General features: G+C 72.0%; 13 protein-coding genes. 8 read left to right on the plus strand and 5 right to left on the minus strand.

The window, feature by feature from the left end:
- The 4 genes from AB0H32_RS41300 to AB0H32_RS41315 form a co-directional block, all read right to left on the minus strand.
- On the minus strand, positions 1 to 2,280 hold a 2,280-nt coding region (locus AB0H32_RS41300; protein ID WP_361132486.1), incomplete at its 3' end, for an ABC transporter permease.
- Positions 2,277 to 2,939 carry an ABC transporter ATP-binding protein gene (locus AB0H32_RS41305; protein WP_361132489.1) on the minus strand — a complete coding sequence of 221 codons (663 nt, stop codon included), beginning with the start codon at positions 2,937 to 2,939 and terminating at the stop codon, positions 2,277 to 2,279. The genes AB0H32_RS41305 and AB0H32_RS41300, both read right to left, overlap by 4 nt.
- Positions 2,926 to 3,648 (minus strand): ABC transporter ATP-binding protein, encoded by a 723-nt coding sequence (locus AB0H32_RS41310; RefSeq protein ID WP_361132492.1) that lies wholly within the window; start codon positions 3,646 to 3,648, stop codon positions 2,926 to 2,928. Before AB0H32_RS41310 ends, AB0H32_RS41305 begins: the two co-directional genes overlap by 14 nt.
- A gap of 5 nt (positions 3,649 to 3,653) precedes the next feature.
- A complete protein-coding gene (locus AB0H32_RS41315; RefSeq protein ID WP_361132495.1) occupies positions 3,654 to 4,316 on the minus strand; it encodes a hypothetical protein in 663 nt (220 codons plus the stop codon).
- 153 nt (positions 4,317 to 4,469) lie between these two features.
- Between AB0H32_RS41315 and AB0H32_RS41320 the strand changes: the two genes are divergently transcribed.
- Entirely contained in the window at positions 4,470 to 5,795 is a 1,326-nt protein-coding gene (locus AB0H32_RS41320; RefSeq protein WP_361132498.1) for a HAMP domain-containing sensor histidine kinase, read from the plus strand.
- A gap of 447 nt (positions 5,796 to 6,242) precedes the next feature.
- Here the strand turns inward: AB0H32_RS41320 and AB0H32_RS41325 are convergent, their stop codons facing one another.
- Positions 6,243 to 7,883 (minus strand): FAD-dependent monooxygenase, encoded by a 1,641-nt coding sequence (locus AB0H32_RS41325; RefSeq protein WP_361132500.1) that lies wholly within the window; start codon positions 7,881 to 7,883, stop codon positions 6,243 to 6,245.
- A gap of 200 nt (positions 7,884 to 8,083) precedes the next feature.
- Between AB0H32_RS41325 and AB0H32_RS41330 the strand changes: the two genes are divergently transcribed.
- The 7 genes from AB0H32_RS41330 (at position 8,084) to AB0H32_RS41360 (ending at position 13,312) form a co-directional block, all read left to right on the plus strand.
- Positions 8,084 to 9,169 carry a SchA/CurD-like domain-containing protein gene (locus tag AB0H32_RS41330; RefSeq protein ID WP_361132503.1) on the plus strand — a complete coding sequence of 362 codons (1,086 nt, stop codon included), beginning with the start codon at positions 8,084 to 8,086 and terminating at the stop codon, positions 9,167 to 9,169.
- A gap of 88 nt (positions 9,170 to 9,257) precedes the next feature.
- The gene (locus tag AB0H32_RS41335) at positions 9,258 to 9,698 is read left to right on the plus strand and encodes a cupin domain-containing protein (RefSeq protein WP_067316074.1); all 441 of its coding nucleotides are present in this window, start codon (positions 9,258 to 9,260) and stop codon (positions 9,696 to 9,698) included.
- Positions 9,695 to 10,963, plus strand: a complete 1,269-nt coding sequence (locus AB0H32_RS41340) for a beta-ketoacyl-[acyl-carrier-protein] synthase family protein (protein WP_361132506.1) — start codon at positions 9,695 to 9,697, stop codon at positions 10,961 to 10,963. Before AB0H32_RS41335 ends, AB0H32_RS41340 begins: the two co-directional genes overlap by 4 nt.
- Positions 10,960 to 12,207, plus strand: coding sequence for a ketosynthase chain-length factor (locus AB0H32_RS41345; RefSeq protein ID WP_361132509.1), 1,248 nt, complete (start codon positions 10,960 to 10,962; stop codon positions 12,205 to 12,207). The genes AB0H32_RS41340 and AB0H32_RS41345 overlap by 4 nt, the downstream gene beginning before the upstream one ends.
- Positions 12,208 to 12,227: 20 nt before the next feature.
- Positions 12,228 to 12,485 (plus strand): acyl carrier protein, encoded by a 258-nt coding sequence (locus tag AB0H32_RS41350; RefSeq protein ID WP_361132512.1) that lies wholly within the window; start codon positions 12,228 to 12,230, stop codon positions 12,483 to 12,485.
- 1 nt (position 12,486) lies between these two features.
- A complete protein-coding gene (locus tag AB0H32_RS41355; protein ID WP_361132515.1) occupies positions 12,487 to 12,966 on the plus strand; it encodes an SRPBCC family protein in 480 nt (159 codons plus the stop codon).
- A gap of 22 nt (positions 12,967 to 12,988) precedes the next feature.
- Positions 12,989 to 13,312 carry a TcmI family type II polyketide cyclase gene (locus AB0H32_RS41360; protein WP_361132518.1) on the plus strand — a complete coding sequence of 108 codons (324 nt, stop codon included), beginning with the start codon at positions 12,989 to 12,991 and terminating at the stop codon, positions 13,310 to 13,312.
- Positions 13,313 to 13,448: the final 136 nt, after the last annotated feature.

The raw sequence follows: 13,448 nt of genomic DNA on the forward strand, positions 1-13,448 counted from the left end.
GGCAAGCTCGATGCGGGTGAGTCCGGCCAGGTCGACGGAGGTCAGGCTGGTGCCGACGGTGCCGCGGGTCTGGGTGAGGTCGCTGACGGTGGCGCCGGTGCCCAGCTGTGACCGCAGGCGCGTGGCGATCTGCTTCTGGTGGGTGCCGCCGGTGTCGAGGAGGAAGGCGCCGACCGCGTCGCTACCGGTCGCCTTGGCGATGTAGGAGGCGTTGGCGACGAAGAAGCTGTCCTTCGGCGCCGTGGGGAACTCCTTGGCGATGCCCGCGTAGTGGAAGGGGACCGTGCGAAGGGCCTTGGTGCGGGCGTCCTGGATGCGCAGGTTGACGGTGTCGCCGGGGGAGAGCTGGAAGTCGTTGACGGTCTCGACGCTGACCAGCAGGTTGTCGGGCCGTTCGGCGAGGCGCCGCATGAGTTGCCGGGCCGTGCCGCCGGCGAAGTAGGCATCCTGGAGGGAGGTGGCGCGGGCGACGGTGTCCGGGCGGACGCCGTAGAGGTCCTGGAGATCGGAGCCGACGTAGGCGAAGCGGTGCTGGAGGGGTTCGACGTGCCGTACGCCGGAGATCTTCAGGGCGGATCCGGCGCCGGGTGGGACCCGGGCACCGGGTGGTTCGGTGACGGTGACGTCGGCGCCGTTGGTCAGGCGGGCGTCGACCTCGGCCTGCTGGCGGTATGTGGCGTTGAAGACAGCGGTGGAGAGCGCGAAGGACACGGCGAGGGCGAGCAGCACGACCGAGCGGGCCAGAGGGCGGCGGCGCCGGGAGAGGGTGGCGGCGGTGGTGCCGGCGAGGGTCGCGGTCAGCGGGCGGGCCAGCCGGGCCATGGCGGGACGGCCGTGGCTGAGGGCGAGGAGGGTCAGGCGCCACAGCAGCAGGGCGGCGCCGATCCACAGCAGGGCGGGGCCGAGGAAGGCCCAGTACGACACGGAGATGCTGGGCACGCCTTCCGGGGCGAGGACCAACGCGTACTGGTTGCCGGAGGAGGCGCGGAAGACCAGCCAGGAGCCGATCAGGAGGGCGAAGTCCAGGCCGTACCGCATCCACCACGGGCTCCGGGTGCTGCGGGCGCCGGACTCCTTGCGGGTTTCCGCGACGGTCACCGTGTGCAGGTCACGCAGGGCCGGGACGAGGACGGCTCCCACGGCGACGGCGGCGCCGAGGAGGAACGCAGTGCCGTACCAGGCGGCCCAGGTGCCCGCGCCCGCTCCGAAGGAGGCGGCACCGAAGGCGAAGCGGCCGGTCAGTGCGGCGGCGGCCAGTCCGGCCAGGCCGCCGGCGAGACCGATCAGCGCCGCTTCCAACCCGGCGAGGGCGGTGATCTGGCGAGGGCGCAGGCCGCGCAGCCGTAGCAGGCCCTGCTCCTGGCGGCGCCGCTCGCCGCCGGCGGAGGCGACCGCGGCGGTCAGGGCGGCGGCCAGGACCGCGCCGGGGACGCCGAGGAAGAGGAAGAGGATCTGGGCGTACAGGGCGTCCTGGCGGGCGGAGTCGAGGGCGGCGCCGACGTTGTTGCCGACCAGTGAGGCGCCCGCGGAGCGGGCCTCCAGGTTGTGGGCCGCGCGAGTGACCGCGGTGAAGGCGGCGGCTGGATCGGAGGGCAGGCGGGCGTCGTCGCGGGCCACGTGGATCTGGGTCGTGACCGCAGAGGCACCCCGGGTCAGTGCGGCGAACCTGGCGGCGGGCAGCAGGACGACGTTGTCCGGGGGTGCGGTCGGCTGGGACTGGCTGGGTGCGCCGACGGTCTGGAAGAGGGAGTCGGCCTGGGGCAGGTCGACGACGCCGTCCACCTTCACCTGCCTCGGGCCGATGCCGGGAAGGTCGATGCCGATGGTGTCGCCGGGAGCAGCGTGCAGGTTGGAGGCGGTCTGCTGGGCCAGCAGGACACCGCTCGGGGAGCCGGACAGGGTGCGGATGGCGTCGGGGAAGACGGCGCGGTAGCCGTCGGGCAGGCCGAGGGCCATACCGGGACCGGTGGTCTGGGTGCTGCCCTGGACGCGGGCGGAGAAGCCGGTGGTGCGGGCGAAGCCGACGGGCAGGGCGGCGCGGGTTGCCGGCGCCTTGCGGACCAGGGACATTACCGCGCCGGGGTCGGCGCCTGGCTGTACCTGGACCTGCCAGTCGACGGCGACCGAGCGCACGGCACGCTGGGTCATGGTCGCCTTCGACGCCGTGAGGAACGAGCCCAGCGCGGCGACCATGGCGACCGCGAGGGCGATCCCGGCCAGGGCGGCCAGCAGACGTCCGGTGCGGTGGCGGGCCAGGCCGACCGTCCACGAGCCGATCATGGCACCTCCTCGGGTGCGAGCAGTCGGCCGTCGCGCATGGCGCGCCGGGTGGTGAGGCGGGCGGCGACGGCGGGATCGTGGGTGGTGACGACGAGGGCCGCGCCGGTGTGGTCGGCGGCGGTGAGGAGGGCGTCGAGGACACGGCCGCCGGCGGCGTGGTCGAGGCGGCCGGTGGGCTCGTCGGCGAGGATCAGGCGCGGGGACTGGGCCAGCACCCGGGCGACGGCCACCCGCTGGGCCTGACCACCGGAGATCTCCTCGGGCAGCCGGTCCGCCAGGTCGGCCGCGTCGACCAGCGTGAGCGCCGCGAGGGCGGCCTGCTGGGCCTCGCTTTCCGGGCGGTCGGCGAGGACCAGCGGGAGAGCGGTGTTCTCGACCACGTTCAGGGCCGGGATCAGGCTGTCACCCTGGAAGACCAGGCCGATGTCGTACGGCCCCAGAAATGTGGCCCGCCGCACGGTGCCACTGGTGGCCTGTTCGAGCCCGGCCAACAGGTGCAGCAGCGAACTCTTGCCCGACCCGGAGGGGCCGACGACGGCGAGCCGATCGCCGGACCCGATCTCGAGGTCGGCGCCGTGTACGGCCACGACCGCCTGTGTGCCCCGGCCGAAGGTGAGCGCCGCGTCAGCACAGGTCACGAGCACTTCATCCCGTGACATCGGGCACCTCCTGCGACGCGGAACGGGCAGTCCGGGCCGAGGCGTCGGTGGCCCTGCCGTCCTCCAGTGCGATCACCCGGTCCGCGCTCCGGACGACTTCCGCGCTGTGCGTCACGATCAGCACCGCGCACCCCTGCGCGGCCCGCTCCCGCAGCATCGCGAGGACCGCCCGCTCGGTCTCTCCGTCGAGTTCGCCGGTCGGCTCGTCGGCCAACAGGACAGCGGGCGCGTTGGCCAGCGCCACGGCCAGCCCGGCCCGGGCCAGCTCGCCACCGGACAGCTGCCGGGGCAGCGCATGCGCCCGTTCGCCGAGGCCCACCTGGGTCAGCAGCTCCCTGGCCGAGGTGACGTGCTTACGGCCGGCGGCGCGCTGAGGCAGGCGGACGTTGTCCCGCACGCTCAAATGCGGCAGGAGATTGCGGGTCTGCAGCAGCACGCCGATGTGCCGGGCACGCAGCCGGGCCCGCTCGGTCTCGGGCCGGTGGCTGATCCGTACTCCGTCCACGCGGACCTCCCCGCCGGAGGGCTCGTCAAGCCCGGCCAGACACGCCAGCAGAGTCGACTTACCGGATCCCGACGGTCCCACGACCGCCACCGTCTCACCCCGCCCGACCCGCAGCGACACCCCGCGCAGCGCGAGTGTCTCCTCCTCGCCGGCCCGGTAGAAGCGGTACAGCTCACGGGCAGCCAGCACCGGCTCGGACGCCATGGTGCTCACCGCCAGGCGAAGGAGTCGCTGATGATCCGCCACGGGTCGACGTTGTCGGCGTTGACCGGGCCGGACAAGGTCAGATCCACCTCGTGGCCCGACTTGTAGAAGGCATACCGCTCGAACCCGTCGCGCACCACCTTGCCCGTGACCGGGTCCTTCGCCGAGTCACCTTGATAGGTCAGCCGGACGACACGGCCCGCGTGCCCGGACACCTCCGACACCTTCGGTGCGGCGAACTTCGGCACCTGGGAGCGCAGCTTGGGGACAACCGTCTTGGTGACCGAGTCGACCGTGGGCGCGGTGGACGCGGAGACCGCCGTGATCCTCACGGTGTTCAACTTGTCGGTGAACACCGTGCTGCCGCCCTGCTCGGTACGGGCCCAGCCCTCAGGCACCTTCACCGTGAAACCGGTGAAGGACCCGCCTGTCGGCCGGTAGGCGACGTACACCTGGTTGTCGGGGATGTCGCCGGGCGGATTGGACTCGGTGGGAGCGGGGGCCGGGGTGTTCTGCCCGTTTCCGACGCGCGCCGAGGAAGCCGGCGGTGATGACGTCGTCGAACCGGAACCGGAACCGGAGTGCGAGCCGGAACCGGAACAGCCCGCGGTCACCGCCGCGACGAGCACCAGACCGACTGCCGCGGACGTCCGTGCGTGTACTGCCATCACCACTGCCCTCCAAGGAATCCCCCGGATTGGACCGTCATGGCACCCACGCTAGGAAGGGGCCGGTTAACGCCCTGCTCGCCGAGAGTTAGACGACGGCAAAAGCGTGAGTTCAGTCCCGCGCGCCCTACCGAACCGCCGCATGATGAGGGCATGAGACAGCGCGTGGTGCGAGTCGCCCTCACCGCCGCGTTGGTCGCCGTGGTCCTGCTCGCCGTCCCCCTGGCCCTGGCCATCAGGTCCTCCCTGTACGCCGGGCAGCGGGACACCCTGGAACGCGCGGCCCTCGCCGCGGCCGTACGGGTGAGCCCGGACTATGCGACCGGTGATCCGGTGGAACTGCCCAGGGCGCCGGCAGGGGGGCATCTGGGCCTGTACGACCCACAGCAGGCCAAACGTGCGGGCAGCGGTCCCCGGACGGCAGACGCGCCGGTCCACCGCGCCTTTGGCGGAGAGGTGGTCCGGGGGCGGTCGGGCGGCGACCTGGTCGCCGCTGTACCGGTCTCCCACGCCGAGCAGGTGATCGGCGTGGTCCGCGCGTCCTCCCCCGCTGACGCCGTACGCGACCGGGTCCTGGCCGCGTGGGCCGTGCTACTCGGCGTGACCGTAGTCGCGCTGACCATCGCGGTGCTGGTCGCCCGTCGGCAGGCTCGGGCGCTGGCCGCCCCGTTGGAGGACCTCTCCCGCCACTGTCGGGCCGTCGCCGAAGGGGACCTGAATACGCGGGCGGCCCCCAGCAACATCGCCGAGATCGATCAGGTGGCCCGCACGCACAACACCATGCTGCACAGCCTGTCCGAACTCCTCCGACGGGAAAGGGATTTCGCCGCCAACGCCTCCCACCAGCTGCGCACTCCGCTCACCGGCCTGCAACTCGCCCTGGAATCGGGTCTCGCCCAGGACGACGACACCCGTCTGCGCCCCGTGCTGACCGAGGCACTGGCAACCGCCCATCGCCTCCACCACACCGTGGAGGAAGTGCTGCGCCTGTCCCGCTCCCCGGACCGGCCCCGCCCGGCCGCCGGGGACCTCGCGGTGGCACACCTCCTTCAGGAGACGCAGGAGCACTGGCACGGCCTGTTCGCCGCCGACGGCAGACGCCTGGAGTGCGGCACACATGACGCACCCGCGGACGTCCTGGTCCCCAGCGGCCCCGTTTCGGAGGTGCTCGGCGTCCTGCTGGACAATGCACGGGTGCACGGACGCGGAACCGTGCGACTGGTGGTGCGGGACCTGAACGACGCCCTCGCCTTCGACGTGAGCGACGAGGGAGCCGCGGAGGGCGAGCCGGCGCACCTGTTCGACCGCGGACACACCGGCGGCGGCCACGGGACGGGCATCGGCCTCGCCCTCGCTTCCGAACTGGCCCACTCCATCGGCGGCCGACTCTCCCTCACCAGAAGGGCTCCGGCCACGTTCACTCTCCTCGTCCCGGTCCGCGGGGCCGGCTCCGAAGGCGACGCACCGGCCTGCAGATGAATGCCTCTCTCCGACATGCTCGGCTCCGGGGTGTGGCTTGTTCGCCTGCCCTTGTGGCGAGCCGGCCCGATGGGCCCGGATCCACGACGGCCACCGCACAGACCGGGGACCTGCGATACCGCCGGGCGGGACAGCCCGCAGCCGTGCCCTCGCCGGAGCGGCCTTCCCGACGGGGAGGCCGCTCCGGCATTGCCGACTGATGCCGACGTGCGTGCGCGATGCGTGAGCGGACTGTCCGGCACAGGCCACCATGAGCCGGATGAAGCACACAGCCGCGTGACGCTGACCAGGCGAGACAGCAGCACGCGGCAGCCCCACGCACGCCCCGGCAAGGATCCGATCCCACTTGTAAAGCGAAGGTCGTCGGTTCGAATCCGACAGGGGGCTCCGGAAGGACGAAGGCCACCCGCGCCTCACAGGCCGGGTGGCCTTCGTCGTCTACGCAGGTCAGGGCGTTCCGAGCAGGCTTGCGAGTACCTGCCGCAGGGTTGCTTCCGGGTCGCGTTCGGCGCCGGTCGCGCGCCAGGCCACGTATCCGTCCGGGCGTACCAGGACCGCCCCGTCGGCGGTGGTGCCGTGGAGCTGGGCCCAGTCGCTGTCCTCGGTGTCGTACGTCAGGTCCGCGTCGGCGCCGGGTCCGATGCGGTACGCGTCGAGCCGTACGCCGTCCGTGTCGGCGATGCGGCGGGCCGCCTCGTACCAGCCCGCGTCGTCGGGGGCGTCGGTGAGCAGCACCAGGGAGCGTTCGTACAGGTCGAGGGTGGAGACGCGCTGTCCGGCGCGGCGCAGCCACAGGTGCGGGGCGCGGGTGCCCGGCCGGCCGGACAGCTCCAGGCTGTGGGGGACGACCGGCTCGTCGGGGTCGGCGCCGAGGACGGCACCGTCGGGGTAGCGGTAGCCGAGGACGACGTTGAGGATGCCGCCGCGGTTGCCGGCGCCGATGCCGGGGGCGGGGGCGAAGCCGGGGTGGCTGTGTTCGACGGAGCGGGCGGAGGCGCGGGCGCTGGTGGCGAGGGCGACCGGGCGGCGTTCGGCCTCGTAGGTCGACAGCAGGCCGGGGCCTGCCCAGCCGTCGAGGACGGCGGCGAGTTTCCAGGCCAGGTTGTGGGCGTCCTGGATGCCGGTGTTGGAGCCGAAGGCGCCGGTGGGGGACATCTCGTGGGCGGAGTCGCCGGCGAGGAAGACCCTGCCGGACGCGTACCGGTCGGCGACCCGTTCGGCGGCACGCCAGGACGCCTTTCCGGTGATTTCCACGTCGAGGCCGGGCACGCCCACGGCCCGGCTGATGTGGCGCTGGAGGCGTTCCTCGGTGAATTCCTCCAGGGTTTCGCCCTGCTCGGGGTGCCAGGGGGCGTGGAAGACCCAGCGTTCCTTGTTGTCGACGGGGAGCAGGGCGCCGTCGGCGTCCGGGTGGGTGAGGTAGCAGCAGATGAAGCGGCGGTCGCCGACGACGTCGGCGAGTGCGGTGGAGCGGAAGGTGACGCTGACGTTGGCGAAGAGGTCGCCGGGGCCCGTCTGGCCGATGCCCAGGGCGTGCCGGACGGGGCTGCGGGGGCCGTCGGCGGCGACGAGGTAGTCCGCGCGGACGGTGCGGCGCTGCTCGGTGGCGCGGTCCAGGACGGTTGCCGTCACGCCGTCGGCGTCCTGTTCGAAGGACTCCATCTGGTGGAAGTAGCGCAGGTCGCCGCAGAGTTCCCGGGCGTTGTCGAGGAGGACGGGTTCGAGGTCGTTCTGGCTGCACAGGCACCAGCTGGTGGGGCTGAACCGGGCGAGTCCGCCGCCCGGGTCGATGTGCCTGAACAGCCACTCGCCGGCATCACCCACGAGGGTGGGTGTCTGCAGGATGCCGTGGTTGTCCGAGAGGAGTGAGGCCGCCGTCCTGATGTCCGGCTCGATGCCGGCCACCCGGAACAGCTCCATCGTCCGCACGTTGTTGCCGCGCCCGCGGGGGTGGATCGAGGTCCCGGAGTGCCGCTCGACGAGCATGTGCCGCACACCGAGACGGCCCAGGAACACGGACATGGACAGGCCCACCAGGGAGCCGCCCACGATGAGGACGGGGACCCGGTGGTCGGCTTTTTGATGCATCGAAGCCTCCAGAGGCAGGGGTGCGCGTGTGGGACGCCTGTGAGTTCTCTTGCCCGGTGGCGCCTGCTCCGCGTGCCCAATCACCCACGTGGTTCATACGAGTCGCGGGCTTGTGGGGACAGGCACAGGATCAAGGAACGCTGCCGTCGCGTCGCCGGCGGCCGGCGTCGCCTCAGCCCCGCGAAGGAGATGTGTCCAGGATGACCACGACGTCTGAACGTCTTTCAGAAACGCCGGCCCGTGAGGGGTCGAAGCGTGTCTCCCAGTCCGTGTTCGACGGCTCCCGGCTCCGGGTCGTCCTGCTCGTCGACGTGTACGACGGCGCGCAGCAGCAGTTCCTGGAGGCGTACGAGCAGCTGTGCAACCAGGTTGCGTCCGTTCCCGGGCATGTCAGCGACCAACTCTGCCAGTCCATCGAGAATCCGTCCCAATGGCTCATCACGAGCGAGTGGGAGAGTGCTCCGCCGTTCCTCACCTGGGTGAACAGCGAGGAGCACGTGCGGATGGTGCAGCCGCTGCACAGCTGTGTCCGTGACACCCGGTCGCTGCGCTTCCACATCGTGCGGGAGACCGGTGTCGCCACCGCGCACGTGCCGGCGGAGGAGCGCCGGCTGCAGGCGCACCCGCGCATCGGCGACGGGGTGATCCGGCATGCGCTGACCTTCACGGTCAGGCCGGGCAGCGAGGAGAAGGTCGCGAAGATCCTCTCGGACTACGCCTCGCCCCAGGCCCGTGTGGACGACACGACGCGGCTGTGCCGGACGTCGCTGTTCATGCACGGCAACCGTGTGGTGCGGGCCATCGAGGTGCGCGGCGACCTGATGGCGGCGTTGCGGCACGTGGCGCGGCAGCCGGAGGTGCGGGCCGTGGAGGAGGCGATCAACCCGTACCTGGAGCAGGAGCGGGACCTCGACGACCAGGAGTCGGCGCGGGTCTTCTTCACCCGGGCGGCGCTGCCGGCCGTGCACCACGTGAGCGCGGACGACCAGTCGGAGGGCAGGCGGCAGGCGCTGTGCTACCCGGCGCGGCCGGGCCAGGGCATGCGGCTGGCCGAGCTGCTCGCCGAGGCGGACTCGGCGGCGGCGGACGACCCGGCGAGCCCGGTTCTGCGCAGCACGGTCTTCGAGCGGGACGACATCGTGATGCGGCTGGTCGATGTGCGTGGTGACCGGGACGTCGAGGCGCTGCCGGCGGACTCCCGTGTGGCCGCGGAGGTGCGGGAGCTGCTCGACGCCGAGGCCGCCCGTATGGAGCTGATCACCGATCGCCGTTCGCCGGGCGCCTGATCCGGCGGCCGGGTTCCCCCAAGCGCCAAGCGTCAGCGCAGCACACTCAACGGAGGCAACGTTGTCCATCAAACCCCGTCCGAAAATCGTGGACCTCAGTGAGGTCGAGCCCAACGTCCGGCGAGGTGGCGACCTGCGCGCCATGCTCACCCCGGCCACGGTCGGCTCCACCAGCGGCTTCATGGGCGTGGCCATCGTGCAGCCCGGTGACCGCATCGGTGAGCACTACCACCCCTACTCCGAGGAGTTCGTCTACGTCGTCTGCGGGCAGCTGGAGGTGGACCTGGACGATGAGCCGCACACGCTCAGGCCCGAGCAGGGGCTGATGATCCCGGCCCACATGCGGCACCGTTTCCGCAATGTCGGCAAGGTGGAGGCGCGGATCGTCTTCCACCTGGGTCCGCTGGCCCCGCGGCCCCAGCTCGGGCATGTGGACACCGAGGAGACCGAGGTGATCGGCGCGGCCGCGGTGGTCACCGAACCGGCGCCTGCGGGTGCCGCCCACGACCGAGGTCAGGTTCTGTCATGACCCGGCGCGTGGCGGTCACTGGCATAGGCATCGTTGCTCCGGGCGGCATCGGCGTACCGGCATTCTGGGATCTGCTCGCCGATGGCCGGACCGCGACGCGGGGCATAACCTTCTTCGATCCCACGGGGCTCCGGTCGCGGATCGCGGCCGAGTGCGACTTCGACCCGGCGGCGCACGGCCTGGACGCGGAACAGGCCGCCCGGGCGGACCGGTACATCCAGTTCGCCCTGGTCGCCGGGGGGGAGGCGGTCCTGGACTCGGGTCTCGACCTGGCCCGGGAAAATCCCTGGCGGGTCGGGGTGTCGCTGGGCACCGCGGTCGGCGGCACCACCCGCCTGGAGCACGACTACGTCCTGGTGAGCCATCGCGGTGAGCGCTGGGACGTCGACCACCGCGAGGCGGAGCCGCATCTGCACCGGGCGTTCTCGCCCAGCACGGTCGCCTCCGCGGTGGCGGAGCGCTTCGGCGCGCAGGGTCCGGTACAGACCGTCTCGACCGGCTGCACCTCGGGCCTGGACGCCGTCGGATACGCCTTCCACACGGTCGAGGAGGGCCGTGCCGACATCTGCATAGCCGGCGCGTCGGACTCGCCGATCTCCCCGATCACCATGGCGTGCTTCGACGCGATCAAGGCCACCTCCCCGAACAACGACGACCCCGCCCACGCCTCCCGGCCCTTCGACAACCACCGTGACGGGTTCGTCATGGGCGAGGGCGGTGCGGTGCTCGTCCTGGAGGAGCTGGAACACGCGCGGGCCCGCGGCGCGCACGTGTACTGCGAACTGGGCGGCTACGCCACTTTCGGCAACGCCTACCACATGACCGGCCTGACCAGTGAGGGCCTGGAGATGGCCCGGGCGATCGACTTGGCGCTCGACCACGCCCGGCTCGACCCGACGGCCATCGACTACGTCAACGCACACGGTTCCGGCACCCGGCAGAACGACCGCCACGAGACGGCAGCCGTGAAGCGGGCGCTCGGCCACCACGCCTACGACACCCCCATGAGCTCCATCAAGTCGATGGTGGGGCACTCCCTCGGGGCGATCGGGGCGATCGAGGTGGTCGCCTGTGTGCTGGCCCTCGCCAAGCAGGTCGTACCGCCGACCGCGAACTACGAGACCCCCGACCCCGAGTGCGACCTGGACTACGTCCCGCGCGTCGCCCGCGAACGGAAGCTGACCAGCGTCCTGTCCGTGGGCAGCGGGTTCGGGGGTTTCCAGTCCGCGGTGGTCCTGACCCGGACGAGGGAGAGGACACGATGAGCGAACCGCATGACCGGCGCGCGGCCGTCACCGGCATCGGGGTGGTCGCGCCCAACGGCACCAGCACCGACACCTTCTGGAAGGCCACCCAGGAAGGCCTCAGCGTTCTCGACCGGGTCACCCGCGAGGGCTGTGAGCACCTTCCGCTGAAGGTGGCCGGCGAGGTCCGTGCCTTCGAACCGGCGGCGACGATCGAGGAACGGTTCCTGGTCCAGACCGACCGGTTCACCCACTTCGCGATGGCCGCGGCCGACTTCGCGCTGGACGACGCCCGGCTCGGACAGGCCGACACCTCCGAAGAGCCGTACTCCATCGGCGTGGTCACCGCGGCCGGGTCCGGCGGCGGCGCGTTCGGCCAGCGCGAGCTGCAGCGGCTGTGGGGCAAGGGCAGCCGCTTCGTCGGCCCGTACCAGTCCATCGCCTGGTTCTACGCCGCGAGCACGGGCCAGATCTCCATCCGCCGCAAGTTCAAGGGTCCGTGTTCGGTCGTCGCCTCCGACGAGGCCGGGGGCCTGGACGCCCTGGCGCACGCGGCCCGGGCGGTGCGGCGCGGTACCGACGTGATCGTGGCCGGCTCCACCGAGGCCCCGCTCGCGCCGTACTCGGTGGTCTGCCAGCTCGGCTATGAGGAGCTGAGCCGCGTGGACGACCCGGCCCGCGCCTACCGTCCGTTCACCGAGGCCGCCTGCGGCTTCGTGCCCGCCGAGGGCGGCGCGATGCTCGTGGTGGAGGCGGAGCGGGCCGCCCGGGAGCGGGGCGCGGACATCCGCGCCTTCGTCGCCGGTCATGCGGCCACCTTCACCGGCGCCTCCCGCTGGGCTCGGTCCCGGGAGGGCCTGGCGCAGGCGGTCCGGCTGGCGCTGGAGGAGGCCGGCTGTGCGCCCGAGGAGGTCGACGTCGTCTTCGCCGACGCCCTCGGGGTGCCGGAGGCGGACCGGGCCGAGGCGCTGGCGATTGCCGACGCCCTCGGTGCGCACGCCGCCCGGGTGCCGGTCACGGCGCCGAAGACGGGCACCGGGCGGGGCTACTGCGCGGCGCCCGTGCTGGACAGCGCGGCAGCCGTGCTCGCGATGGAGCACGGGCTGATCCCGCCCACGCCGAACGTCTTCGACGTCTGCCACGACCTCGACCTCGTGACCGGGCGCGCCCGCGTCGCCGAGCTGCGTACGGCGCTGGTGCTGAGCCGCGGGCTCATGGGGTCGAACTCGGCGCTCGTGCTGCGGCACGGCGCTGTCAACGCCTAGCAGTACAGGAGGTAATCGCAATGACCGCAAAGATCACCGTGGAAGAACTGGCCGCGCTGATGAAGAAGGCCGCCGGGGTCACCGTCGCCCCGGAGGCGCTGCTGGAGCAGGGCGAGTCCGGCTTCGACGCCCTCGGCGTCGACTCGCTCGGCCTGCTCGGCATCGTGGGCGAGCTGGAGAACGCCCACGGCACCCCGATGCCCCCGGACGCGGAGCGCTGCAAGACGCCCCGGCAGTTCCTCGACCTCGTGAACAGCACCCTGATGGCAGGAGCCTGACATGGCAGGACACACCCAGAACGAGATCACCATCGCCGCTCCGCTGGACCTGGTCTGGGACATGACCAACGACCTGGAGCGCTGGCCCCAGCTGTTCAGCGAGTACGCGTCCGTCGAGATCCTCTCCCGGGAGGGGAAGAAGACGACGTTCCGGCTGACCATGCACCCGGACGACAACGGCACCGTGTGGAGCTGGGTCTCCGAGCGCGAGCCCGACCGCGAGAAGCTCACCGTCAAGGCCCGCCGCGTCGAGACCGGCCCCTTCGCGCACATGGACATCCTGTGGCAGTACGAGGAGGTGTCCGCCGGCACCCGGATGGTCTGGACGCAGGACTTCGCGATGAAGCCGGACGCCCCGGTCGACGACGACTGGATGACCGACAACATCAACCGGAACTCCAAGGTCCAGATGGCCCTCATCCGGGACAAGATCGAGAAGGCCGCCACCGGGCACCGGTCCGCGCCGGCCATGGCCGACTGAGCCGGACGAAGGAGCAACTCCCATGCACCAGGCCCTGATCGTCGCCCGGATGGCCCCCGGCTCCGCCCCCGACATCGCCGAGGTGTTCGCGGAGTCCGACCGCGGAGAGCTGCCCCACCTCGTCGGGGTCACCCGGCGCAGCCTCTTCCAGTTCGGCGATGTGTACATGCACCTCGTCGAGTCGGAGCGCGAGCCCGGACCCGCCATCGCCAAGGTGACGAACCACCCCGAGTTCCGGGACATCAGCGAGCGCCTGTCGGCGTACGTCAGCGCGTACGACCCGGAGACCTGGAGGTCTCCCAAGGACGCGATGGCACATCGCTTCTACGTCTGGGAGCGCGACTGAGCCGTACGGCAACCCCGGGACGGCCACCGGCCGCCGGGCGCCCCCCCGCGGCGGGCCGGCCGGCGGGGGGTTGTTTTCGGGGGGCCCCCCCCCCCGGGCCCGGGGCGGGGGACGGCGGGCGGATACGGGTGGGCGG

It is taken from the genome of Streptomyces sp. NPDC020362 (assembly GCF_040642095.1).
Lineage (GTDB): Bacteria > Actinomycetota > Actinomycetes > Streptomycetales > Streptomycetaceae > Streptomyces.